At 45.5% G+C, this 23,398-nt stretch carries 20 protein-coding genes; 5 read left to right on the top strand and 15 right to left on the bottom strand.

Features of this window, described 5'->3' with window-relative positions; all coding sequences use genetic code 11:
• Nucleotides 1–8: 8 nt before the first annotated feature.
• From CVD19_RS11145 to ybaK, 3 genes are all read right to left on the bottom strand, one after another.
• Nucleotides 9–719: a hypothetical protein gene (locus tag CVD19_RS11145; protein ID WP_441296228.1), complete on the bottom strand. Its 711-nt coding sequence runs from the start codon at nt 717–719 to the stop codon at nt 9–11.
• Between the two features lie 48 nt (nt 720–767).
• Complete coding sequence (locus CVD19_RS11140) at nt 768–1,862, bottom strand: PRK06851 family protein (RefSeq protein ID WP_101581942.1); 1,095 nt, start codon at nt 1,860–1,862, stop codon at nt 768–770.
• Between the two features lie 148 nt (nt 1,863–2,010).
• A complete protein-coding gene (gene ybaK, locus CVD19_RS11135; RefSeq protein WP_101581941.1) occupies nt 2,011–2,487 on the bottom strand; it encodes a Cys-tRNA(Pro) deacylase in 477 nt (158 codons plus the stop codon).
• Nucleotides 2,488–2,688: 201 nt separating this feature from the next.
• On the opposite strand from ybaK, the gene CVD19_RS11130 reads away from it, so the two are divergent.
• Entirely contained in the window at nt 2,689–4,224 is a 1,536-nt protein-coding gene (locus CVD19_RS11130) for an FAD-dependent oxidoreductase (protein WP_101581940.1), read from the top strand.
• Nucleotides 4,225–4,408: 184 nt separating this feature from the next.
• Here CVD19_RS11130 and CVD19_RS11125 read toward each other — a convergent pair whose 3' ends face one another.
• The 7 genes from CVD19_RS11125 to CVD19_RS11095 form a co-directional block, all read right to left on the bottom strand.
• Nucleotides 4,409–5,329 (bottom strand): NAD(P)/FAD-dependent oxidoreductase, encoded by a 921-nt coding sequence (locus CVD19_RS11125; protein WP_101581939.1) that lies wholly within the window; start codon nt 5,327–5,329, stop codon nt 4,409–4,411.
• Between the two features lie 289 nt (nt 5,330–5,618).
• Nucleotides 5,619–6,287 (bottom strand): beta-phosphoglucomutase, encoded by a 669-nt coding sequence (gene pgmB / locus CVD19_RS11120; RefSeq protein WP_101581938.1) that lies wholly within the window; start codon nt 6,285–6,287, stop codon nt 5,619–5,621.
• Nucleotides 6,288–6,344: 57 nt separating this feature from the next.
• Nucleotides 6,345–8,642 (bottom strand): glycoside hydrolase family 65 protein, encoded by a 2,298-nt coding sequence (locus CVD19_RS11115; RefSeq protein ID WP_101581937.1) that lies wholly within the window; start codon nt 8,640–8,642, stop codon nt 6,345–6,347.
• Between the two features lie 83 nt (nt 8,643–8,725).
• Nucleotides 8,726–11,017, bottom strand: coding sequence for a glycoside hydrolase family 65 protein (locus CVD19_RS11110; protein WP_101581936.1), 2,292 nt, complete (start codon nt 11,015–11,017; stop codon nt 8,726–8,728).
• Between the two features lie 15 nt (nt 11,018–11,032).
• Entirely contained in the window at nt 11,033–11,866 is an 834-nt protein-coding gene (locus CVD19_RS11105; protein ID WP_101581935.1) for a carbohydrate ABC transporter permease, read from the bottom strand.
• A 13-nt stretch (nt 11,867–11,879) separates the two neighbouring features.
• The gene (locus tag CVD19_RS11100) at nt 11,880–13,094 is read right to left on the bottom strand and encodes a carbohydrate ABC transporter permease (protein ID WP_101581934.1); all 1,215 of its coding nucleotides are present in this window, start codon (nt 13,092–13,094) and stop codon (nt 11,880–11,882) included.
• A gap of 104 nt (nt 13,095–13,198) precedes the next feature.
• Nucleotides 13,199–14,461 carry an extracellular solute-binding protein gene (locus CVD19_RS11095; protein WP_101581933.1) on the bottom strand — a complete coding sequence of 421 codons (1,263 nt, stop codon included), beginning with the start codon at nt 14,459–14,461 and terminating at the stop codon, nt 13,199–13,201.
• Nucleotides 14,462–14,580: 119 nt separating this feature from the next.
• On the opposite strand from CVD19_RS11095, the gene CVD19_RS11090 reads away from it, so the two are divergent.
• A complete protein-coding gene (locus CVD19_RS11090) occupies nt 14,581–15,324 on the top strand; it encodes a helix-turn-helix transcriptional regulator (protein ID WP_101581932.1) in 744 nt (247 codons plus the stop codon).
• Nucleotides 15,325–15,810: 486 nt separating this feature from the next.
• Here CVD19_RS11090 and CVD19_RS11085 read toward each other — a convergent pair whose 3' ends face one another.
• Together CVD19_RS11085 and CVD19_RS24220 are read right to left on the bottom strand one after the other, a co-directional pair.
• Nucleotides 15,811–16,476, bottom strand: coding sequence for an alkaline phosphatase D family protein (locus CVD19_RS11085; protein ID WP_180953597.1), 666 nt, complete (start codon nt 16,474–16,476; stop codon nt 15,811–15,813).
• A complete protein-coding gene (locus CVD19_RS24220; protein WP_257985097.1) occupies nt 16,473–16,679 on the bottom strand; it encodes an alkaline phosphatase D family protein in 207 nt (68 codons plus the stop codon). The genes CVD19_RS11085 and CVD19_RS24220 overlap by 4 nt, the downstream gene beginning before the upstream one ends.
• A 217-nt stretch (nt 16,680–16,896) precedes the next feature.
• Here CVD19_RS24220 and CVD19_RS11080 point away from each other — a divergent pair, with 217 nt between their 5' ends.
• Nucleotides 16,897–17,280, top strand: a complete 384-nt coding sequence (locus CVD19_RS11080; protein WP_101581930.1) for a cytochrome-c oxidase — start codon at nt 16,897–16,899, stop codon at nt 17,278–17,280.
• 48 nt (nt 17,281–17,328) lie between these two features.
• On the opposite strand, the gene CVD19_RS11075 is transcribed toward CVD19_RS11080, so the two are convergent.
• The 3 genes from CVD19_RS11075 to CVD19_RS11065 form a co-directional block, all read right to left on the bottom strand.
• Nucleotides 17,329–19,449: a choice-of-anchor J domain-containing protein gene (locus CVD19_RS11075; RefSeq protein WP_101581929.1), complete on the bottom strand. Its 2,121-nt coding sequence runs from the start codon at nt 19,447–19,449 to the stop codon at nt 17,329–17,331.
• 257 nt (nt 19,450–19,706) lie between these two features.
• The gene (locus CVD19_RS11070; protein WP_101581928.1) at nt 19,707–20,351 is read right to left on the bottom strand and encodes an amino acid ABC transporter permease; all 645 of its coding nucleotides are present in this window, start codon (nt 20,349–20,351) and stop codon (nt 19,707–19,709) included.
• A 46-nt stretch (nt 20,352–20,397) separates the two neighbouring features.
• Complete coding sequence (locus CVD19_RS11065; RefSeq protein WP_101581927.1) at nt 20,398–21,171, bottom strand: transporter substrate-binding domain-containing protein; 774 nt, start codon at nt 21,169–21,171, stop codon at nt 20,398–20,400.
• A gap of 337 nt (nt 21,172–21,508) precedes the next feature.
• Between CVD19_RS11065 and CVD19_RS11060 the strand changes: the two genes are divergently transcribed.
• Together CVD19_RS11060 and CVD19_RS11055 are read left to right on the top strand one after the other, a co-directional pair.
• Nucleotides 21,509–21,856 carry a DUF485 domain-containing protein gene (locus CVD19_RS11060; RefSeq protein ID WP_101582032.1) on the top strand — a complete coding sequence of 116 codons (348 nt, stop codon included), beginning with the start codon at nt 21,509–21,511 and terminating at the stop codon, nt 21,854–21,856.
• A complete protein-coding gene (locus CVD19_RS11055) occupies nt 21,853–23,379 on the top strand; it encodes a solute symporter family protein (protein WP_101581926.1) in 1,527 nt (508 codons plus the stop codon). The genes CVD19_RS11060 and CVD19_RS11055 overlap by 4 nt, the downstream gene beginning before the upstream one ends.
• Nucleotides 23,380–23,398: the final 19 nt, after the last annotated feature.

Raw genomic sequence — 23,398 nt, 5'->3', positions numbered from 1 at the left:
TCATGAGATCAGTAACATTGAAACGACCGGATTCTATTGAGATCAATGCCAAAATACACCCACCCGTACCTTCGTCTCCAACGGTAGCCTGCAACCGATGTCCTTCCCACATATACTGGATAGAACCAGAAACTGCTTCCTGACGTGAGCCATAAGTAAGTATACCGGTACATGCACCGTCTGATGCCGCCGGGATCAACGGCCAACGCAGTTGCAGAAGTTTCCTGCGGCACAAACGAAGGCGGTGGTGAGCTCGGTGCACCCCCTGCTTGCTGCCCTCCTCCACCCGGGTAGCCGTCTGGATTTCCTCCACCCGGATAGCCTTGACCTGGAAACCCTCCGCCTGGATAGCCTCCACCCGGATAGCCTTGACCTTGGAACCCGCCTGGATAGCCTTGACCTTGGAAACCTGCACCTGGGTATCCTCCACCCGGATAGCCTTGATCCCCGAAGTCCCCTCCCTGGTATCCTCCACCTGGATAGCCTCCTCCTGGATATCCGCCTGTTGGAAAACCTAGCTGCAGCCCTCCGGGATACACTCTTGGATCGCCGTACGGATCGTAGTCGGTGTCGACAGCTTCGTCCTCCGGCAAATCATCGTGTTCGGCAGGTCTGGCCTCCACGTCTGAACCGCTTACATCTTCTGAAAACGGTTCATCGCCCATTGGCCTGTAATGTGGCATCGCAAAAGGATTATCGCCGTTAAAATTCAAATCCATTTCCCCTCTCTTGTTGGTCTCGATGTAATGTATGCAAACACTTCTTGCCTATATTTCTGAAAGTGAAAGAAACTCCTGGTGAATTTTCTCGGTTATCGCGTTAATCTTCTCAAAATCCATTGCTTCAACATAAATATCTTCAAGGACGTCATGAAGATTTTTTGCATTTGCCAGCGCTGCGGTAGCCTCCTTCATTTTGGCTTTATACCGTGCGGCTACCTCTTCCAGTTCCTCGGCATATTTTTCATCTGTACCTGGGATAATGAGTTTTTTGTACAAATCGATAATTTCATCGTTCTCCCAGCTTGGAAAATATTCATGAGGGGCAGTACTGTCAAAGATCGCAATCCCAAGCTCCCTTAAAATCACCATATCAAGGCTGCTGGGGTCAAACCCGCAATGATAAACCTCCACATCAAAACCTCTATTTTCAGCCACGGCAGCCAACTTTTTCAGCATAGTCGACTTCCCGGAACCTGGACGCCCTTTGATCAAGTAGCGCTTAGTGAGGCCCTCTGTTAAATTTGGAACAAAATCCACCGCACCGTTTGGAGTGGCGGCACCAAGGAAGCGGTGCGCTACGCGGGACGACTTCTCCAGCTGCTGGTCTCCGAAGAAGTTGTCAATCAATTCATTGGTAAGCTGATCAGCTTTTTTAAAGTCCATATTGTCGATGTAGAACTTTTCCCATTCGTCATGTATGTTTAAGGCTTCTGCAAAGTGGCTGTAAGCAGTTTCGAAGGATTGTCTGATTGAACTTGTCAACTCTTCTATTTTAGCCCGGTTCTCCTTGAGTTGGGACGAATTCCATGCTTCACCCAGGTTAACGTATTCTTCCACTGCCCCGGGTGCTTTTGGTTCGATGACATGGGGGGCAGTTCCATCCACCACACCTGCATTTATTGCCGGAATGATCAAGCCATCTATCGAATCATTGTCAGATGAACAATGCAGGTAAACAATATTGAAGCCATTTTTGAGCCACTCACTGCCGATTTTTTTCATCAGAGAGGATTTGCCCGTTCCCGGCCCGCCCTTTAAAATGAACAGCCGGTCCAAATCCTTCAGACTTGATTCATAAAGACTGTAAAATCCCCGTGCCGTATTTCCGCCGGCAAAGTAGTTTAATATCTTTCCAGCCACATATATACACTCCCTCCAGCCGTTGTTACACAGCAGTTTTGGTTCCCAATTACTATATGTGGCAGACAGGGAATGGGTGAATGCCCATTATTAATAAACAAGCAGGAGCAACGGCAAAAGAAAAAAGCCCACATCCGGGCCAAAAAATTTATTTGTTTAATTCAACAAACTCAGCATTCACAGCATTTTGCAGTTCTTTCGGATCCAGTTCAATCTGCAAGCCGATTTTTCCGGCACTTACGACCATCTTTTCGAGACTTCTGGCACTGCTGTCAAGGAAAGTCTTATACTGCTTTTTCATTCCGATCGGCGAGCAGCCGCCGCGAACATATCCCGTGGATTTTTGGATGTCTTTGACCGGGAGCATCTCCACCTTCTTTTCTGCCGCAGCTTTGGCAGCCTTTTTTAAATCAAGCTCACATTCCACTGGAATCACAAACACATAAAGGTTCTGGCTGCTGCCCTGGGCGACCAATGTTTTGTAGACCAAGCCGGCTTCCTTTCCAATTTTGGAGGCAACAGAAACACCGTCGATTTTTCCATCTGCTGGATCGTATGATAAGACTTCGTACGTAACATCGATCTGGTCGAGTATTCGCATAGCATTTGTTTTTATTTGTGACATACGGATTTCCCCCTAAATTTGTTAAGAATAATTTTAGCGTATTCCCGAGTTACCACCAAGACGGGAACTATATTTATATTGCATAGCATGAAGAATAATTGGAAAGGTTCGGGGTATATGTGCAAATGGAGATACATTGCATCTTTTGTAAACCCGCTGCAAAAATTATCTATAATAAATAGCCGCTTAGGAGGTAAACAAATGCCTGAGGAAATTAGCCGTAACATGCCCCGCTATCCTGAACCGTTTTGGCGCGGGACAGCCGAATTGCCGTCTTTCCGAAAGCTCGAAGATGATATCACTGTAGATGTAGCCATTGTGGGTGCAGGTATTACCGGAATTACATCAGCCTATTTACTTGCAAAGGAAGGTGTTAAAGTCGCGGTGCTGGAGGCAGGGAAAGTGCTAGATGGAACGACAGGCCATACAACCGCAAAGGTAACCGCGCAGCATAACCTCATATATGACGAATTGATCACACATTTTGGGGAAGAAAAGGCCCGTCTTTATTACTCGGCAAACCATGAGGCAATGGAGTTTGTTAAATCCCTTGCCAATAGCGACCAGATAGAATGTGATTTAACTGAAGAAGATGCGTATGTTTATACTAACTCTTCGCAAGAGCTTCAGAGGCTTATCAATGAATTCAAGGCATATGAAAGGCTCGGAATAAATGGGGAATATGTTTCTGAAATTCCGATTCCTATTGACGCACTTGCTGCCGTTGTCATGAAAAAACAGGCACAAATCCACCCGCTTAAATTCTTGAATCATCTTGTAAAAAAAATAACAGAAATGGGCGTCCAAATCTACGAACATACAACGGCTGTCGATATTGAAGATGGTTCGGACCCCGTTGTTACGACTCGAAACGGTCATAAAGTAAAATGCAGGCAAATGATCGTAAGCTCCCACTTCCCATTTTATGATGTAAAAGGGTTTTACTTTTCGCGCATGTCAGTAGAACGTTCTTATGTACTTGCTGTAAAAACTGAAAAACCTTTCCCGGGCGGGATGTATATCAATGCAGAACGGCCGACCCGGTCCCTGAGGTACACAAACTGGAACGGCGAAAAATTAGTCCTGTTCGGCGGCGACAGCCATAAAACAGGAGATGAAACGGACACGCACAAATATTATGAAGAGCTACAGGCGTTCGCGGGCGAGACTTTCGGGATAAAAGAAATTCCTTACAGATGGTCTGCACAGGACCCGACAACACTTGATAAAATCCCGTTCATTGGGCCATACAGTTCTGCCACTGCAAATATTTATGTGGCAACCGGCTACCGTAAGTGGGGCATGACAAACAGCGTAAATGCGGCAAAGCTGCTGCGCGACCATATACTGGAGAGGGATAATCCTTATAAAGAATTATTCGATCCTAACAGGTTTCATGCAGATCCTGATGTAAAAAAATTCGTATCGATAAATGCCCATGTGGCCAAGGAACTGGTGAAAGGGAAGCTGGAGCATCCTTCCATACAGCCTGAAAACCTGAAGAGTGACGAAGGTGCTGTCGTGACGGTCAACGGGAGGCGGGCCGGAGCATATAAAGATGAGAGCGGACAATTATTCGTGGTTGATACAACCTGCACCCATATGGGCTGCGAGCTTGAGTGGAACAATGGGGAAAGGACCTGGGACTGCCCATGCCATGGTTCCAGGTTCTCTTATAAAGGCGAAGTCGTGGAGGGGCCGGCAGAATTACCTTTAAAACAATTGCCTGCGGAATAGCAGCCAGAGTTGCCCTTACAATCCGCTTGGGCAATATCAGCAGAACCGCCTTCAAAAACTTGCCTGCGCAGAAACAGCCTGAATCCCTTCAAAATACGGCAGCCAGCAAAAAACCATGCTATCGTTCATTCGAAAGCATGGTTTTTTTTACTATTTTACGAATGAAATGTATCTAATTCCCGCCTTAATGCCAGTGGCTTGAGCGTTGTTGCTGTTCCTTCAAAAGCGTTTTATGAATCCAGATTCCCGCCTGGGAGCCATCACCCATGGCAATCGTAACCTGCTCCGAGTGGGCAACGATATCCCCGGCAGCCCAGACATTATCAATATTCGTCATCTTAGTCCTTGGATCAACCAGAATGTGCCTATTTTGATGAAGCTTGACACCGAGCTGTGAAGCCAGCTGCGACCTCACCTCATTGCCCCCAAAAGCAATGAAACCCCGCTCTGCGGCAAGCTCCTTCCCACTTTTAAGGATAACGCCGGTGAAATCAGGGCCATCTGCTGTTATTTTTTCAATCGGGTCGTTTACAACCTGGATGCCCTTCGCTTGCAGTTTTGCTGTAATTTCCTCATCTACTTCTTTCTGTTCATGATTGACATAGACAATATCTTTGGTCCAATAATGAAGAATCAATGCCATATTCGCGCCGGGATTCCCGGAACCCATCACGATCGTTTTTCGGTTGCTGACCTCGTAGCCGTCGCAATCCGGGCATACGTACACGCTGATTCCAAGGCACGGCATCAAACCAGGAAAATCCGGAATCCGGTCGACAATACCGGTTGCTATTAATAATTGTTTCCCGGAAAATAATTCTCCCTGTTCAGATGTGATTTCAAAACCATCTGCTGTGTTTTTCACACTTTTTACCCGTCGCTCCACGAATTCAACCCCTAAAGCTGCTGCCTGCTGCCGTCCTTTATCCCTCAGTTCCTGGCCGCTCACTCCATCGGGGTATCCGAGAACATTATGAAATTTATTGCAAATGACCGAACGCCCATCATTCGCGTCTATTACCAGCACCTGGTGTTTGTACCTTCCCAGCTGTATCGCTGCCTGAAGCCCGGCAATCCCGCCGCCGATTATGATGCAATCATACATACCGCCTTGCACACCTTCCTTTTAAAATGCCTTTATGTGCATATTCCCCTATTTTCACAGCAGTAATCACCGATATTTTTAGGGTTTTGTGACATTTCGGAAACGACAAGCTGACCATTCATAACATATTTCTTCCTTCAGACTAGTGACATGGGGCTGCTTCTGTCTGCAGAAGTCCTAGTGAGTTGTTTATTCGGCCTGGGAAAGCTGATAATGCCATGGGAGTTGTCCGAATTCGGGGCACATGGAATTGAAGCCATGAAAAAACCCGGGCAATCCCGGGTTGTTCTTAGCGATTATAAGCGTCTATCACCTGATCAAGGGACAGTTCGGATGTGCTTCCGTAAACAAGGTCGGCTTTATCAAAGGTTTCCACAGGGCCAATCGCAACCGCATACATCCCTGCTGCTTTAATTGCTTCGACGCCTGCTGCGGCGTCCTCCACACCGATGCATGCGGCAGGCTGCACAGCGAGCAGTTCGGCAGCACGCAGGAACACCTGTGGATGGGGCTTGCCATTTTTGATGGTGTTGGCATCTACGATTACGTCAAACTTGTCCTTTATTCCAAGTGAGTCCATCACTGTGAAGGCGTTTTTACTTGCTGATGCGAGACCGAGTTTCAGTCCCCGGTTTTTGATGTCCGCAATGAATTCCTTGATGCCCGGCAAAAGGTCGGCAGGAGTGATGTCCTGGATCAACGTCAAGTAATGCTCATTTTTCTTATGGGCAAGTGAGGCTTTTTGTTCATCGGTATAATCAGCCTGTTTCCCGCCGACGGCAAGAATTTTCTCAAGGGAATCCATCCGCGAAACGCCTTTCAGTTCCTCGTTGAATTCACGGGTAAACGTGATGTCCAGCTGTTCGGCGAGGGTTTTCCACGCTAAGTAGTGATATTCCGCCGTATCAGTAATGACACCATCCAGGTCAAAGATTACGGCTTCAAGCGGTTTCGTCATATGCTTCTCCTTTTTCCTTATAATAGAGTGTAAACATTTTGCCTGTTACAGCAGAAATCAACCTAATTTCATTTTAATAGAAATCTCCCCGTTTTCCGGAATAGTAACCATCTCATGATAAATCCCGATTGTGAGTTCAGCTCCCTGTTGAGAAATCACGACCTTATCCCGGCTCACTTCAATATTCAAATAATGGCTGCGGTACAGGATATTAAAGCTGTACTGATTCCATGTTTTCGGAATAAACGGTGCGAATGACAGCTTTTCATTTGCGGTCCGCATGCCGGCGAAGCCCTGGACGATAGCAAGCCAGGCACCCGTCATGCTAGTGATGTGCAATCCATCTTCCGTATCATTGTTATAGTTATCCAGGTCAAGGCGCGCCGTGCGGTGATACATTTCGTACGCCTTTTCCTCCATCCCAAGTTCAGCTGCAAGGATGGCATGGATGCTTGGCGACAATGAAGATTCATGCACAGTCATTGGCTCATAAAATTCAAAGTTGCGGCGTTTTTCTTCTTCCGAAAACTCATGATTGAAGAAATACAAGCCCTGCAGCACGTCTGCCTGCTTGATGAAACAGCTGCGGAGGATTTTGTCCCACGACCAGTTCTGGTTGATTGGGCGCGCTTCAGCCGGCAACTCTTCCACTGTCATCAAGTCTTTATCAAGAAACGTGTCATGCTGGACGAACACACCCAATTCTTCATCGTAAGGGAAATACATTTTTTCAATGATGTCCTGCCACCCGGCAATTTCCGCGTCCGTAATTCCAATGGCTGACGCGCGGTCAGCATGTCCTCCTTTCTCCAGCTCTGCAATCACTTCAACTGTATAGCGCAGCGTCCACACAGCAATAAGGTTCGTGTACCAGTTATTGTTGACGTTATTTTCGTACTCGTTCGGACCTGTAACACCATGGATCATGTAAGCATTTTTCCGTTTATTAAAATGCACGCGGTCGGCCCAGAACCGCGAAATCCCGGCTAGTACATCGATCCCGAATTCATGGAGGTACGACTTATCCCCTGTATAATTCACATAGTTGTATATCGCATATGCAATTGCGCCGTTACGGTGAATTTCTTCGAAGGTAATTTCCCATTCATTGTGGCATTCCACACCCGTAAAAGTCACCATTGGGTACAGCGCGCCTTTAAGCCCCTGCTTTCTTGCGTTATGGTACGCCCCATCCAGCTGGTTATGGCGGTATATCACAAGGTTCCGGGCCACTTCCGGTTCTGCTGTTGCAAGGTACAGTGGAAGCGCATACGCTTCAGTGTCCCAGTAGGTTGCACCACCATACTTTTCGCCGGTAAACCCTTTTGGCCCGATATTCAAACGTGAATCCTCTCCATAGTAAGTGGAGAATAATTGGAATAGATTGAAGCGTATTCCCTGCTGGGCCTCCACGTCTCCGGAAATTTCAATATCTGCGATTTCCCACCGCTTTAGCCAGGATTGCTTATGTTCGTCAAGGAGGGCCTGATAGCCTTTTTTGAGCGAACGCTGAAGCACTTCGCGGCCTTTCTGCACCAACTGGCCGGCTTCATGGTCCCGGTCTGTCGTAACCGCAACATATTTATAGATGCTCACGGTTTTTCCCTGCTCTGCTTGTACTTCAAATACATTTTCCACGTATTCCGATCTTTCATTTATTGAAATGTCCGCAGCAGCTCCTTGGACAACAGCATGCATGGTTGCGGCAACCTGGAAAACTGGTGCGCCGAACGGATTATCCTTCGTTTTCATCACAAGATATGCATTGTTTTCCTCCGAACCCTTCTCGATTTCGTGCCAGAAATCCTCTTCATAGTTGGAATCTTCATTCCTGACATCCCCATCCAGATACGGGATAAATGTGATTTGTCCGACATAGTTTATTGCAGTCACGGAATATCGGATGGCTGCGAGCTCTTTTTCAGCAATGGACAGGAAGCGGACTGCCTCTATTTCAGTTTCCTTGCCGCTGTGCGTAACCGTAAATTTCCTTGATAAAATTCCGTGCTGCATATCCAGCTCGCGGTAATATTCTTTTACATCAGCTTTATATAGGTCCAGTTCTTCACCATCAATGAACAAGCGGACTCCAATAAAATTTACAGAGTTGATCACTTTGCCGAAATACTCCGGATAGCCGTTTTTCCACCAGCCGACCCGCGTTTTATCCGGGAACCAGACACCCGCAATGTATGAGCCGCGATGGTAATCACCCGAGTAGGTTTCTTCAAAGTTCCCGCGCATTCCCATATGCCCGTTGCCGAGGCTCATAATGCTTTCGGCCAGGCGAAAATCCTCTTTATGCAGTTTTGTTTCGATAATTCTCCAGCTGTCAATTTCAAATAACCTTTTCATATAATCTCCCCTTTATGGTGAGTTGTACAAACGTTTGCACTATTATAACATGATTCCCCCAACAATAGAGGGAATCATCGATGTTAATTTTGTGGCAACAATTTTGCCCTGTATGGATGTCCTTTTTCAAGCATGATTTTTTGGCCATAAAGCTTTATAGCCATTGGTTCCCCTGACAGCAGGCAGACGCTGGTTTCCTCCCGGTTGATGCCGATTTCGAGCTTGCGGCCCTGATACTGCAGTTTAAAGGCGTAACCGGACCAGCTGTCCGGGATTGCGGGTGCCAGGGAAATTCCGGATTCTTTCAGGCGCAATCCTGCAAAACCGTAAACAATCGACATCCATGTTCCGCCCATATTCGCCATATGCAGGCCGTCCTTCGTGTTTCCGTGCGTATTGTCGAGGTCAAGGCGGGCTGTTTCGATAAAATATTCATATGCTTTGCCATGTGCCCCGATTTTTGACGCCATAATGCTGAAAATACAGGACGACAGCGATGAATCATGTGTCGTTATTTTTTCATAATAATGAAAAGAATTCCGGATCGTTTCCAGTTCCTGTTCGTCCTCAAGAAGGAAATGAGCGAGGACAGTATCAGCCTGCTTGCAAACCTGGTACCGGTACAGGGTCAGCGGATGGTAATGCAACAGCAATGGATAATGGTTGTCAGGTGTGCTTTCAAAATCCCACACTGCTTTTTGTAAAAATGAATCATCCTGCGGGTTGATTTTCAATGTTTCGTCATAAGGCAGGTACATGCTGCCGGCAGCCTGCTTCCATTCTGAAGCCTCATCTGCAGAAACATGAATGCGGGATATCAGATCGGCCAATTCAGCTGCCCCCAGTTCCTCCAGCCTTATGTAAACTTTGGCTGCCCATGCCAAATTATATTTTGCCATCACGTTCGTGTAATAGTTATTGTTGACGATGCATGTATATTCATCAGGGCCTGTCACTGCGTCAATCTTGAACGAGCCGTTGTGGTAATGGCCTGCATCCATCCAGAGACGCGCCGTTTCAAATAATACTTCTGCGCCGAATTCCATCAGGAAATTGTCATCTGCCGTCGCAAGATAGTATTGTACATAGCTGTAGGCAACATCAGCACTGATATGGTATTGGGCGGTCCCGGCCGGGAAGTAGGATGAACACTCTTTTCCTGATATGGTCCTCCATGGGAACAGCGCCCCTTTTTTGTGGCCCATTTCCTTAGCGCGCTCCCGGGCATGGTCAAGTATCGAATACCGGTAAAAGAGGAGCTGCCTGGCAAGCTTGGGGTTCACCATCAAGAACAGCGGGAAAATATAAATTTCCGTATCCCAGAAATAATGGCCTTCATAGCCCTCACCGGAAAGGCCTTTTGCGGCTATATTGCTGAATGGATCTTTACCTACTGATTGCAGCAAATGGAACAGGTTGAATCGGATGCCTTCCTGCAGCTTCTCGTCTCCGCCGATTGTGATGTCGGCCCCGTCCCAGTAAGCATCAAGGTATTCCTTTTGTTTTTCAAGGATTTCCTCGAAGGAAGAATTGCTGATTTGCTGCTGGATTTCCAGGCCTCTTTGTAAAACCTCTTCTCCATGGCGCAATGTATCGGTATAAATATTCCACTTTGTTATCCGTGCTGCATGAGTAAGGGCAAACGAAAATACCGCTTTGGCCCCTGTATCGGTTTTATTGAACTCTGCCCTCGATCCTTCAGGTATTTGATGGCTTATCACACATGCAGTCTGCAGCTTTGATGTGTAAGTTTCATCGACCACGAATATAAGATTGTCACGGACGCCGGTATCTTTTACGTGGAGCCGCTTTGCATGCCCCGAACCGACACGCGGATCCTTGCTGTCCACAAAATTTGAGACGGCCCCCTTCACAGCCGAAACCACTTTTACAGGGCCATGGAAATTAACAGGTTCTAGTAAAATATCTATAGCAAACAATTCTCTTACAACAAAAGAAACTACCCTTCGGAATGTAATTATGGCTTCCTTGCCATTTGGCGACCGCCAATGAGCGGTGCGTGTTAAGTATCCGTCAGCTAAATTCAGCTGCCGGCTGTATGAAAGTATTTCCCCTTCAAACAGCGAAAACCGTTCCTCATCGTCACCAAGGAAAATTTCGACGGTTTGTGCATCAATAACATTAACAATCTTTTGCTGGGTTTCCGGAAAGGCAAACAGCTTTTCTCCATAAGGGATGTCAATTATATCGTGAAACGCGTTTTGGTATGTTCCCCTGATCGATGACATGCCCTCTGCGTAACCCTCTTCGAAGTTTCCGCGGACGCCTATGTATCCATTCCCTAATGAGAATAAGCTTTCTGCCAGGAGCAAACCCTGCTGTGTCAATTGGTTGTCAGTTAAAATCCAGGTCATATGCTACACTCCTAATTATTCTTTTACGCCTCCCGAGGTCAAGCCGGAGACAATTTGTTTCTGGAAGAACAGGACAATGATCAGGGTAGGAATTGTAACGACCGTTGTCGCGGCGGCTACCTCACCCCATAAAATTTCAAATTGCGTACGCAGGAAGGAAATCGCAACCGGTACGGTATGGTAGCTTTTATTGGAGTTTATCGTGATCGTTAACAGGAATTCATTCCATGCCGCGATAAATACGATAATCGCTGTTGTAAAAACTCCCGGTGCGGCGAGCGGGAAAACAATTTTAAATAATGTCTGGAACGGGGTCGCACCGTCCATTTTTGCCGATTCCTCCAATGCAAGCGGTATGTGGTTAAAATGGGTTACCAGTATCCAGACCGCCATCGGGAGGGTGATCGTTGAATAAGGAAGGATGATCGCATAGCTGTTCGTCAACCCAAGGTCCAAAAACAGGTTATAAACAGGGCCTACAACAATCATCTGCGGGAACATCGACACTGCAAGTATCAATCCAAGCAGGACATTCTTCCCTTTAAAATCAAAGCGGGATATTGCATATGCAGCAAAGGTGGCCACAATGACAATGTAAAGTGTTGTCGTTGTCGATATGATCAAGCTCGTTTTGACGGCTTCGAAAATTCCTTTATCGAAAATTATAGTTTTAAAGTTTTGCAGTGTCGGGTTGTCCGGAATCAGCCGGAATGCGCCATCCCCGAATATTTCACCTGATGTTTTAAAGGAGGTGATGAATATCCACAAAAAGGGGAAGAACATTGCGAACAGATACATTGCAATCAGGGCACCCATTGTAATTTTAAGCTTTCTGCTCCGTGTGTCCATTGGACTTCCCCCTTTAATTTTTCTCCATCAAATTTGCACCAAGAAATTTTACATATATGGTTGCAATGGCCGCCACGCATATAAACATAATCATGACAACGACAGATCCATAACCGAAGTTAGTCTGGGCAAACATCGCTTTATATCCGTAAATCGAAATAGTCTCTGTTGCTCCCCCTGGTCCTCCTCCAGTTAACACAAAGATCAGGTCAAATACGCGGAATGCATCGAGAGTACGGAACAACAGCGCAACGAGTATTGACGGTTTTAATAGCGGAAGCGTAATCGTGAAAAATTTCTGGACAGTATTTGCACCATCAATATCGGCTGCTTCGTATGTGTCCCGGGAAATATTTTGCAGGCCCGCCAACAAAAGCAAGGCCATATAAGGGGTGGTTTTCCAGACATCAGCAAAGATTGTGGAAACCATGGCACCCGAGCCTGAAAGAAGCAAATCACGTGAACTATCTACAAACCCTGCCATTTCAAGTAGGCGGGCAACAACCCCGCTGCCTCCATCATATAAATAACTCCACATAAGCGCCGCGACAGCAGTGGGAATCGCCCATGGAATCAATGATGTCGTGCGGATCAGCCCCTTCCCAAATATGGCTTTGTTCATGATCATTGCAAGCGCAAGGCCAAGAATGAGTTCTAGAAATACAGACGCAAAAGTAAAGATAGTTGTGTTGATAAGTGCTTTCCCGAGGCGGGAGTCAGTGAGTGCCTGCTTGTATCCTTCCAGTCCAATAAAATTGGATGGGATGATGCTGTTCTCGATATCCTCTGCAATAAGGGGCAAATTTTCTTTGTTCGTGGTGTCATAGTTATCGGTCATTTCTTTGACCACTCGTTTAGCTTCCTTGGATAGAGCAAGCAGATCGTCTTTTTCCTGTTTACCGATCTTTTGGACACCCTTTTTGCCTTCAAACTGTTTCGCTTTCTTTTCGACTTTGCCAATCAGGCTGTCAATTTTATCTTGAAGCTCCGGATCAGTCACCTGTTCCTTGTCTTCTTCCAAAAACATCGTTAAATAGAGCTGTGTTTCGTCAAATAGGTCGAAGTTAAACCTTTCACTCATATAAAGCCCTGCTTTTTGCTGGTCATTCAGCCTGTAATCAAAGAATGTATAGGCAAACGACTGGATCACAGGGATGAGCGAAAAGACGCCGATTAAAATCACTGCCGGGACAATAAACAGGTATTCTCTTAATCCTATTTTTTTCACTAGCTGAACACCTCTTCTCAAGGGTGATTTCTTGTATATACAGGGTGACGTATGGAAAAAAAGGCTCTAACCGGAATTAGAGCCTTTTCCCAGAGCCAATTAATTTATTCTTTTATTGCATCTTCGATTGCTTTTACGGCTTCATCCAATCCCTGTCCGGAGCTTAAGTATTTATGTCCGTTCACCTGGATTGTATCTGAAACCTTGGAATACTCTGGAGATACAGGACGGGCGATTGTGTTGCCCAGTGCATTTTTGAAGCCTTCGTAAGAAAGCATGTCATTTGCCTTGATTACTTCCTGGTCTTCAAGAAGGGCGTTGAACCCTGGCAGATAGCCGCCGACTGTGGACATTGTCTTCTGGCCATCTTTACCTGCGACGAATTTTACGAACTCCCAGGCGCCATCGACATTTTTAGAGTTTTTATTGATGCTCAGAAGCCATCCGCCGACAGAACCGCCATTTGGAAGCGGAGCGATGCCTACCTGGTCGACCTTAACAGTTACTCCGTCTTCAGCACCTTTGATACGGCCGAACTGATATGGCCAGTTACGGGCAAATACAGCGTTGCCCTGCTCAAAATTGGTGTGTGTTTCACCTTCCTCGAAATTCAGAAGATCTTTCGGAGCCCATGCAGCTTTTGTGAAAGCGTACATTTGCTCTAATCCGCCTTTTACGTCAGAAAAAGACTTTGTGAATTCAGTTACGTTAACAGTCAGTCCTTCATACTGGTTAGACTGGTAAAGGAAGCCGAATTTTGTTCCGCCCTGCCCAGTGTACTTCTCAGCCATTGCACCTAAATCAGCATAAGTGTATTTCCCGCTGTCAAGCTTGGCAGCATCTTCAGGGCTGACGATGTCCTTGCGGTAGTAAAGCAAACCTAGGTCAGGGAAGAAAGGAAGTGTGTATTGCTTTCCTTTATAGTTTCCGGAAGCCATTGAGCCGCTGTTGAAGTCTTCCTTGTTCAGGCCGGCATCCTTCATGCGGGCATCGATTGGCTCAAGATAGCCTGCTCCGGCAAATTCACCTGCCCATACAACGTCAAGTGAAAGAATATCATATTCATCTGAACCACTGGAAAGCGATGTCAATAGCTGATCATGCATTTGGCCGGAGTTGTTTGTCATTTCAACCCACTCTACCTTATACTTATCCTGGCTTTTGTTAAATTCATCAATTACCTGCTTTGTTGCAGGAGTATTGTCATTCTGGGCTGCAAATTTCAATGTTACTGTTTCTGAAGCTTTTTCTTTGTCTCCTTCAGAACCTGTGTTTTCTTTGCCAGTCGTTTCGGAGCTTCCGCTGCAGCCTGCGATAATGCCTGCCACGAGTGTTAACGCCAACAAAATGGACCACCATTTTTTCATCAGGTATTGCCCCCTTAGAACTAAATTCTTGAATCACTTGAATTATAAAACGAAAGCGCTTACTATTATATTAAATTATTTAGTATTATATTAAATATTTAAGATTCAGAGGGAAAATTATGACACCTTCAATCAATCCCGCTGTCATCAAACAATTTTTACTGTCGAGGGTCCGAAACCAGCAGGAAAATTATCTCCACCCGCCTTACAATATGGAACAGCAGTTAATGGCTGCGATTACGCGGTGTGATGACGGACTGGCTGTTGAGATCCTTGATAAGATCAACGGCCTGGAAGGGGCCACCCTCGCTACCGAACCTGTCCGCTCCCGGAAAAACAGTTTGATTGCCATGTGTACCCTGTTCACCCGCGCAATCATTAAAGGCGGCATCCATCCGGAAACCGCCTTCCATTTAAGTGACGCATACATACTGGAATTTGAAAAACACAGTTCCCTAGAAGCCCTCAACCGGCTTGAATACGACATGCTGTATCATTTTATAAAAACACTGAAGGAAGAGACCACCGTCCGGAACTACAGCAGGACCGTCAACCTTGCCATTTCATACATATATGAAAATATACTTCAGGAATTGTCGCTTGAAATCATTGCGAACCAAGTTTTCGCCAACCCCGCCTACCTTTCTGCAAAATTCAAAAAAGAAACGGGCGTCTCGCTTACCAGCTTTATCAATAAACGAAGAATCGAAGAGTCCAAGTACTTTTTAATGCACACAGAAACTTCCATCTCTGATATCGCGCTCCTCTTCAAGTTTTGCAACCAGAGCTATTACACATCCCTTTTTAAAAAACATAACGGTGTGACCCCAAGGGAATATCGGGAGATTCACAGCGCCATTTAATTCTGATCAGACTTCGATGGATACCCATCTACAGACAGCAAAACCGGCCAAGACGCATGTGGGTTTAATGTCCATCATCACAACGATGATGGACAAAATTCAGTCAGCTCGCCTCACTAATGTCCATCATCACAACGATGATGGACAAAATTTAGTCAGCTCGCCTCACTATTGTCCATCATAACAGCAATGATGGACAAAATTTAATCAGCTCACCTCACTATTGTCCATCATAACAACGATGATGGACAAAATTTAATCAGCTCACCTCACTATTGTCCATCACAAGAACGATGATGGACAAAATTTAGTCAGCTCACCTCACTATTGTCCATCACAAGAACGATGATGGACAAAATTTAGTCAGCTCGCGTCACTATTGTCCATCATAACAGCAATGATGGACAAAATTTAATCAGCTCACCTCACTATTGTCCATCATAAAGGCTAATGACGTTTTATTTTCAGATTCCGAGCTTCAGAACATCACTCAGAACGCTGTTTATCCTGGACGACGTTCAGTTCGGCTTTGTCTTTCGGAACGTCACACTGCCATAATAATTCCTTATTTGGATTCCTAGTTTCGATGCTGTCCACCTTATACGCCGTCCAGGTCGCCTTTTCTTTTGTGAGCTCAAGAACGGCATAGCCATGTGAAGTGCTTTCGAATAATTTGATCCATGGATTCTCCACCTTGACCACATTTTGCAGTTCTTTAAACAGCAGTTCTGCTGTTAATGTGCTTGCGCCTACCATTTTTTCCTGAAGCAAATCAATCAGTTCCGTAACCGCAGGCATCGGCACGGTGCTTGATACGTCCGGCCTTTTTGTCAGGTTGTTCCGGATTGCCTCACGAAGGTTGGTGGAGGTCACAGACCCAACCATAAGCTCAACGCGAATCGGAATTCCAAGTGAGTGTAAAACGGTCCATATAATCGACGCCTCGAAGGTATGGAAATCGCAAGTCAGCGCAATCAAATTCTTTATGTTTCCATATTTCACGGCTGCGGCGATCATTTCCCGTTCATACTCAGGATAGTAAGTATCATTTGCAAATTGGTCGTCCCATGTCGCAATCATTGCATGCTTTTCATGCAGCTTCTGCAAGTCTGGGTCCTGGCGGTATGTCTTATATAAAGCGCGGTATCTCAACGGTAAACGCTTTGCTTTTCCCGCCTGGCAGTGTGATCCAGTGTGATCGTCCTGTCCTTGAGTCCGCCCTGGTATGAGGCGTCCCCTACCGATTCATAAATGTAGTCGCCGACGTGCAGGAAAAAGTCCATATTTTCATCGGCCATATGGGAGAGCTCCCCAAAAATAGCCGTTCGTATAGTCCTGGCAGGATACGTAAACAAATTTTACAGAATGGGCATCACTGTCTGTCTACAGAAGTGTTTTGAAACGCCCTGTCTTGCTGACATGGCCGCTTTTCGTGATAAAACGGTAATAATAAAATTGCTGTGGCTGAAGGAGCCCGTCAACTATTCTAGTACTATGATGATAGTAAAAAAGTAATAAAACATAAAATGGAAAAATATATTGTAGGGAACTTATAAAAAAGGAGGGATACATGTGGGAGGAAGGTTTTATAAAATTGCTGTTGTTTATTTTGTGATTGCCATCATTGTAGGTATTACCATGGGGATTACCCACAATTTTAGTTTTACTTCTGTCCACGCCCATTTAAATTTGCTTGGCTGGGTGTCAATGGCGCTGTTCGGAACGTTTTATCATTTTTACCCTGCTGCCGGTGAAAACACGCTGGCAAAAACCCATTTCTGGTTCCACAATCTTGGTGTGCCGGCGATGCAGGGCGGGATTTCATTGATGATGCTGACCGGGAACGAGTCGTTTACCATTTTGGCGATCATAGGCTCACTCGTCGTCGTCCTTGGCGGCATCCTGTTCGCAATAAATGTATTCAAACATGCATCCAGCAATTATTCCCGTTTATAAAATAGATGAAAAAATGCTGCGGTTCAGGGGACCGCAGCATTTTTTATTTTACTTCTTCTTTTTATCTTTTTTCAATTTCACCTCATAGCTGAAGGCAACCGGATTCCGCTCATCGGCAGGGGCAGCAAAGGAGGTAATCATATAGTTCTTTCCATCCTTGAAGGCCTGCTTTAACTCAAGTGCGTCTTGTTCCGTCACGTTGAACGGATCAACATGTGTCACTTTATAGTTTGTTTTAGGATTCGTTTTACTTCCTGTCTGCTTTTCATTGATGAAGGTTACGGTGTACTCAACGTACTTGCCCAAAATTTCATTTAAAGACTTAAACGGCTCTGTTGTACTTCCGTCATGGCTGAAGCCGATTTCCGGAATTTCGATGTTGTCGACATACCAGCCATCGTGAGTAGTTCCCCAATCAGTCAAGTAACGGAACGACACTAATACTTTCTTGCCAGCGAATTTACTTAAATCAAAGGTTTCATTTGTCCATCCTGCATTTTTCCCTGTAAAGCCTGGAAGATTATCCTTGATTTTTGGATAGCCTTCTTCCACTACATCAGTACGGGTATTTCCATTTTCAAGGCTTTGCCATGTCTGCCCTCCATCTGTTGACACTTGAACAACACCGAAGTCCCATTGCTCCTCGATATCGTAATGATGGTCGAATGTTAGAGTCGCAGAATTATTGCCAGTCAGATCTGCTTCCAGCACTAACACATTGTCGGCCTCATCACCTGCATTGCCCCAGAGAACCTTGTTATTTGCATCAAGCGGGTCTGCGACAGACCTCCATGGAGACGCCAGGAAATCGACACCGTCAAACGAAATTCCGCTGATTTTTTCCTTGAAATCCAGTACTTTAAAGTCTCCACCCCAGGCTGGAACCCCTTCTTTTTCGTAGGTTAATGCCTTACCATAGTCAACTGTGATGCCGCGCTTTGTTCCGTTATTATCCACGGCAAGGTCGCGGAGGTTGATGCTGTCGAAATTATATACGCCATCACCTGGCTTGTCACTGTCAAGTGCGAGTGCTGTGATAAAGTTCTGGTAAAGCTTCGTGAAATCAAGCGTTTGGCCGTGCTGTGCCAGTGCCTTGTTCACACTGTCAATTCCATTGTCCTCACTAAGCGCCAAATCACGGATATACTCCTTTCCAAACTTGTCATTCATATACAGAGTGAAAAGGTAAACCTGGCCATAATCGGCAATTGTTTCGGGACCAGTGGTTGCCGAATAATGATCATCCCAGTTTGTCAGCGAATTTTCCGGATGGTCAAGGTAGAAATTGATGGACCGGTCGTCATGTCCGTATCCGCCGAGATATTCGGAGAATGTTGACATGCCTTCGTTGATCCATGTTTCTTCATCCCCGTCGTTATCTGCATGGATCAAATGCTGGAGCTCATGGATAGTTGTGCCGAAGAACGTGTTTTCGAGCCTTGTATCCCAGTCTCTTGCATCAATCGTGATGATATTCCGGTCTATATAGTTCTCTAGTGTCTGCCAATAAAAGCCAGCAACAAAGAACGGATAATTCGGATTAGTATAGTTTTCATCCTGGATATTGTCGACTAGCATGACGACCTTATCGCTGCCTGTATAATAATCATCAGGTAAACCTACCATTCCTGGCAGTGGAGATTTCGAGCCATCGTGGACATCTGGCGTCCCAATGAATTCGGTTGCCTTTGGATAAATATTGCTGTCAAACTCGTCGCGGAGCTTGTCCACCTGCTGCTGAGTAACGACCTGTGCAGGACGAGGGTCACCTTCCGGGAAGGATAGATCATCCGCCACCCAGATTTCAACATTATCTCCGACACTTCTTAGAGTAAATGTTTTAAAATCTAATTCTCTATTAAGAAAGTATTTGGTACCACCATCATATGTAAAGCTACTATTGGTAGAACTCGATCCATCACCTGAACCCTCATCAAAATTAATGCCGCTTGCCTGCTCTTTCATGGACTGTTCAGCCTTCTTTAAATAAGTTTCATCTTCAGAAAGCCTGTCCAGGTACCCGTCTATATCAACACGGTCACCATATTTTTCAACGTCCCACTTTGGCGCAGACGCAGCAACTGCCTTATTTGACGGTGCAGCGGCAGGAGCGAGCAATGATAAAGCAAGAGCACCAGCGGAAACGATTGATAGAATCTTCTTTTTCATACTTGTTCTCCCTTCGGATATCGAATTAATCAGTGGAAACTATCGTAACATGCTAAATATTCTAAAAAAAGAGAATATAGTCCTATCATTTATCACCTTTTGAGGGAGTTTACGAATAATATAGATAGGATACAAAAAAATAGGCAGTTCATTCTACAACTCTTCACATTGATTCTATAAAACGATTATAAACAGGTTGAAAGTAATGTTTTCCCGACATATTTATCGCCCTATTAGAATGAGTGGGAGATTCAGTTTTAGTGCAGCTGCAATCTTCTTTCCAGGAAGCTCGCAAGCAACGATAATAAATAGATGATGATAAAATAGATGATCCCGACCAGCAGCCAGATTTTAAACATTTCAAATGTTGCCGAGGCCTGTATCTCCCCCTGTTGGGTCAAATCGGCAATCCCGATGATGGAAAGCAGGGAAGTATCCTTCAGGCTGATGATCGACTGGTTGGTAATCGCGGGAAGCATTCGGCGGAACGCCTGTGGCAGTATGATATACCTCATCGTTTGCGTGCTGGTCAAACCCAGGGACCGTGCTGCTTCAGTCTGTCCTTTGTCAATGGACTGGATCCCTGCCCGGATAATTTCGGAAAAGTACGCACCGGCATTGATCGCAATTGTGATAATCCCTGCTGTCGTTTTGTCGAACGAGATCCAGCTTAGGGAGTTAAGGCCAAAATATATGAAAAATAGCTGGACGATGATTGGGGTTCCCCTGATGGCATCGACAAAGATTTTCGCTATCCAATTGAATACTTTTACTGGGGCCATGCGGAGCAGCGCCATGACCAGCCCTATTACAAAGCCTAAAATGACCGCGATCACGAAAATATAAAGCGTGACCTGCAACCCCTCCATTAAATATGGGAGGGCGGAAATAAAAACGCCCATCTATCATTCTCCTTTCAAAAATAAAGAGCCGCTATGTGCGCGCTCTTTATTGAGTGGCTGATTCCCCAAGGTATTTTTTAAGGATTTCATCATATTGCCCGTTTTCTTTCAGTTCTTTAAGGCCCTTGTTAATTTTCTTTAACAGGTCCTGATTTTCACCTTTAAGGACAGCGATTCCATATTGATCACCATTTAAACGCTCCCCGACTATTTCAAGTCCCGGGTCGTTTTTGGCAATCGCATAGGCAATGACCGGGTAATCTTCAATGAGGACATCGGCATTTCCATTGGCCACCTCCTGGAACATCGCAGGACTGTCGTTAAACTGGGCAACTTTGAATCCTTTTTTGTCAGCATGCTCCTGCGCAAAGGTCGCGCCTGTTGTCCCTTTTTTAACCGCTACTGTCTTCCCTTTCAGGTCATCGATCGTCTTAATATCCTTGTTGCCTTTTTTTACAACCAAAGTCAGGCCGGCGTCAAAATATGGTTCAGAAAAGTCGACCGTCTTTTTTCTTTCATCTGTTATGCTCATCCCGGCAATCGCCAGATCAAGCTCCCCTGCCTGCATCGCGGGAATGATGCCGCCGAAATCCAATGGGGACAATTTGATTTTAAAATCCTGGCTCTCGGCGATTGCATTGATGATATCAATATCAATTCCTTTGTATTCTCCGTCCTCTTCAAATTCAAATGGAGGATACGTAGTGTCAATCCCGACCCTGTACACTTTGCCTCCATCACCTGAGCTGGTTTCTTCCCCTCCACAGCCTGACAATACAAGAGAAAGAATTAATAAACAAACCCATCCTAATTTCTTCATAAAAATCCCCCTAAAAATATTTTCGAACAACTGAAAGCTAAAAATTATGTAGTGTTTGGATATACGCCTTATGTTTCAAAACATTTGAAGTCTCCACTGTTTAATGTTAATACCCTATATTCATTTGCTTAAACTTGCTTGGTGATTGGATAACAAATTGTGATTATTTAATTGATGCAGCATTAATTGCCTCTTTGTCGAAATAAAATGTAAAAATTAATAGTAAACAGAATTTACATATTTTTCTGATAAATATATAATGGTACATGTATTATGGGTGGAAGGAGGGCAGCGTATATTTTAGCAAATTAAAACAAAGGGGGAATTGCCTGTGGCAATGAATGAAAATGCATTAAAGAAAGCTAAGCATAGTAAAACCTCTTTGAACTACACCAAAATCGTCCGTTCGTCATCTTTTCAGCAGCTTCTTCATGAGAAAAAAAAGTTTTTACTGCCTTTTTCTTTATTCTTTCTGGCCTTCTATTTTACGTTGCCAATTTTAACAGCTTACACCTCTGTACTGAATAACCCTGCAATCGGAGCGGTCAGCTGGGCATGGGTATTCGCGTTTGCCCAATTTATCATGACATGGTCGCTCTGCATCATTTACACAAAGCGTGCCGCAAGGTTTGACAAGCTGGTCGATCAAATCAAGCGTGACAACGGCCGGGGGGAACAATCATGAATACTTTAGCTTTTACACTGTTTCTTGCAATTGTCGGTTTGACTCTCGTTATCACGTATTTCGCATCAAAACGCACGAATACGACCAGTGATTTCTACACCGCGGACAGCAGTCTGACTGGCTTTCAAAATGGGCTGGCGATTGCCGGTGACTATATGTCGGCCGCTTCGTTCCTGGGGATTGCCGGAATGGTCGCCCTGTCAGGGTTTGACGGTTTCTTCTATAGTATAGGGTTTCTGGTTGCGTACCTCGTTGTGCTTTACCTTGTCGCCGAGCCGCTGCGAAACCTTGGAAAATATACGATGGCAGACATGATTGCCGCGCGTTTCAATGATAAAACTGTACGCGGCGTTGCGGCACTAAATACGATATCTATATCGATTTTCTATATGATCGCCCAGCTGGTCGGCGCAGGAGCACTCATAAAATTATTATTGGGAATCGATTATGTTTATTCAGTTTTGATTGTCGGCACTTTGATGACGATTTACGTCGTTTTCGGAGGGATGATGGCAACGAGCTGGGTCCAGATTGTCAAAGCACTGCTGTTAATGGCGGGGACATTCATCATCTCAATCATCGTTTTCGGCAAGTTTGACTTCAGTGTCCTGAAGATGTTTGATGCAATGCAGACGGCTACACCACTCGGGGAAAAATTTCTGAACCCGGGCAACAAGTTCACCAATCCGCTGGACACCATTTCGCTGAACCTGGCGCTTGTCCTCGGAACAGCGGGATTGCCGCATATATTGATCCGCTTCTTTACGGTAAAAGATGCGATCACAGCCCGCAAATCCGTTGTATATGCAACGTGGATCATCGGGGCATTTTATGTAATGACCATTTTCCTCGGCTTCGGTGCTGCCGCATTTGTCGGTTACGATAAAATTGTTGCAGCGAACGCAGCGGGCAATATGGCGGCCCCGCTTCTCGCCGAAGCACTAGGAGGCGATTTCCTGTTTGCCTTTGTATCGGCCGTTGCATTTGCGACAATCCTCGCCGTTGTAGCAGGTCTTGTCCTTTCGGCGGCTTCCGCGTTTGCCCATGATTTTTACAGCCACATCGTCCGCCGCGGGCATGCTACTGAAAAGGAACAAATTGTCGCAGCACGCTGGGCGTCGATTGGGGTAGCGATCCTATCAATCTTGCTTGCCCTGTTCGCACAAAAAATGAATGTAGCCTTCCTGGTGTCGCTTGCATTCGCTGTTGCTGCCAGCGCCAACCTTCCGGTTATCCTGTTCACAATTTTCTGGAAGCGCTTCAATACAGCTGGTGCAGTCACAGGGATGATTGTAGGGCTTGCGAGTTCTTTAATTCTGGTTGCCATCAGCCCTAACGTTTGGTCACCTGAACAAGGTGTTGCGATTCTCGTCGGAGACCCGCTAGTCAGTCTCACCAATCCAGGCATCATTTCAATACCTCTTGGTTTCATTGGGGCTTATCTCGGAACTGTGCTTTCTGGCAAAAAAGCAGATGCCAAGAAGTTCGATGAGATACTGGTGAAAGCCAATACTGGTATGTAACTGCTAAAAAACCGTTTCC

The organism is Bacillus sp. T33-2, from assembly GCF_002860205.1.
In the GTDB taxonomy this organism is placed as follows: domain Bacteria; phylum Bacillota; class Bacilli; order Bacillales; family Cytobacillaceae; genus T33-2.
Note: the sequence above shows the minus strand (reverse complement) of the source record. Positions and strands in the feature narration are given on the sequence as shown.

Excerpts from the sequence above, each read along its gene's own strand:
- CVD19_RS11145 (WP_441296228.1), bottom strand. The coding sequence starts at position 719 with ATGGATTTGAATTTTAACGGCGATAATCCTTTTGCGATGCCACATTAC.
- ybaK (WP_101581941.1), bottom strand. The coding sequence starts at position 2,487 with ATGTCACAAATAAAAACAAATGCTATGCGAATACTCGACCAGATCGAT.
- CVD19_RS11130 (WP_101581940.1), top strand. The coding sequence starts at position 2,689 with ATGCCTGAGGAAATTAGCCGTAACATGCCCCGCTATCCTGAACCGTTT.
- CVD19_RS11125 (WP_101581939.1), bottom strand. The coding sequence starts at position 5,329 with ATGTATGATTGCATCATAATCGGCGGCGGGATTGCCGGGCTTCAGGCA.
- pgmB (WP_101581938.1), bottom strand. The coding sequence starts at position 6,287 with ATGACGAAACCGCTTGAAGCCGTAATCTTTGACCTGGATGGTGTCATT.
- CVD19_RS11115 (WP_101581937.1), bottom strand. The coding sequence starts at position 8,642 with ATGAAAAGGTTATTTGAAATTGACAGCTGGAGAATTATCGAAACAAAA.
- CVD19_RS11110 (WP_101581936.1), bottom strand. The coding sequence starts at position 11,017 with ATGACCTGGATTTTAACTGACAACCAATTGACACAGCAGGGTTTGCTC.
- CVD19_RS11105 (WP_101581935.1), bottom strand. The coding sequence starts at position 11,866 with ATGGACACACGGAGCAGAAAGCTTAAAATTACAATGGGTGCCCTGATT.
- CVD19_RS11095 (WP_101581933.1), bottom strand. The coding sequence starts at position 14,461 with ATGAAAAAATGGTGGTCCATTTTGTTGGCGTTAACACTCGTGGCAGGC.
- CVD19_RS11090 (WP_101581932.1), top strand. The coding sequence starts at position 14,581 with ATGACACCTTCAATCAATCCCGCTGTCATCAAACAATTTTTACTGTCG.
- CVD19_RS11075 (WP_101581929.1), bottom strand. The coding sequence starts at position 19,449 with ATGAAAAAGAAGATTCTATCAATCGTTTCCGCTGGTGCTCTTGCTTTA.
- CVD19_RS11070 (WP_101581928.1), bottom strand. The coding sequence starts at position 20,351 with ATGGGCGTTTTTATTTCCGCCCTCCCATATTTAATGGAGGGGTTGCAG.
- CVD19_RS11065 (WP_101581927.1), bottom strand. The coding sequence starts at position 21,171 with ATGAAGAAATTAGGATGGGTTTGTTTATTAATTCTTTCTCTTGTATTG.
- CVD19_RS11060 (WP_101582032.1), top strand. The coding sequence starts at position 21,509 with ATGAATGAAAATGCATTAAAGAAAGCTAAGCATAGTAAAACCTCTTTG.
- CVD19_RS11055 (WP_101581926.1), top strand. The coding sequence starts at position 21,853 with ATGAATACTTTAGCTTTTACACTGTTTCTTGCAATTGTCGGTTTGACT.